At 51.0% G+C, this 1,062-nt stretch carries 1 rRNA gene; it reads left to right on the forward strand.

The window, feature by feature from the left end:
• Positions 1 to 1,062 (forward strand): 23S ribosomal RNA (locus ACQ4V8_RS21840); the annotation flags it as partial.

A 1,062-nucleotide genomic window follows, 5' to 3' on the forward strand; every position in this document is an offset into this window, starting at 1 on the left:
ATAGGGAAGCCGTAGAGAAATCGAGTCCGAATAGGGCGATCAGTCGCTGGGTGTAGACCCGAAACCAAGTGATCTACTCATGGCCAGGATGAAGGTGCGGTAACACGCCCTGGAGGTCCGAACCCACTAATGTTGAAAAATTAGGGGATGAGCTGTGGGTAGGGGTGAAAGGCTAAACAAACTTGGAAATAGCTGGTTCTCTCCGAAAACTATTTAGGTAGTGCCTCAAGTATCACCATCGGGGGTAGAGCACTGTTATGGCTAGGGGGTCATTGCGACTTACCAAACCATTGCAAACTCCGAATACCGATGAGTGCGAGCTTGGGAGACAGACGTCGGGTGCTAACGTCCGGCGTCAAGAGGGAAACAACCCAGACCGCCAGCTAAGGTCCCAAAGATTGGCTAAGTGGAAAACGAAGTGGGAAGGCTAAAACAGTCAGGATGTTGGCTTAGAAGCAGCCATCATTTAAAGAAAGCGTAATAGCTCACTGATCGAGTCGTCCTGCGCGGAAGATGTAACGGGGCTAAGCCAGTCACCGAAGCTGCGGATATTGTTCTGTGATTTATCACAGATATATATGGTAGGAGAGCGTTCTGTAAGCCTGCGAAGGTGTCTTGTAAAGGATGCTGGAGGTATCAGAAGTGCGAATGCTGACATGAGTAGCGATAATGGGGGTGAAAAGCCTCCACGCCGTAAGCCCAAGGTTTCCTGTTCAACGTTCATCGGAGCAGGGTGAGTCGGCCCCTAAGGCGAGGCAGAGATGCGTAGCTGATGGGAAGCAGGTTAATATTCCTGCACCGTCGTATGATGCGATGGGGGGACGGATCGCGGAAGGTTGTCCAACTGTTGGAATAGTTGGTTTTTGGCTCATAGAAGGCGCTTAGGCAAATCCGGGCGCGGAATTCAAGGGGTTGAGACGAGTGAACTTGTTCACGAAGCAATCGGAAGTGGTTCCAAGAAAAGCCTCTAAGCTTCAGTCATACGAGACCGTACCGCAAACCGACACAGGTGGGCGAGATGAGTATTCTAAGGCGCTTGAGAGAACTCGGGAGAAGGAACTC

The sequence above is a fragment of the Janthinobacterium paucivorans genome (genome assembly GCF_051380805.1).
GTDB lineage: Bacteria > Pseudomonadota > Gammaproteobacteria > Burkholderiales > Burkholderiaceae_D > Janthinobacterium > Janthinobacterium lividum_D.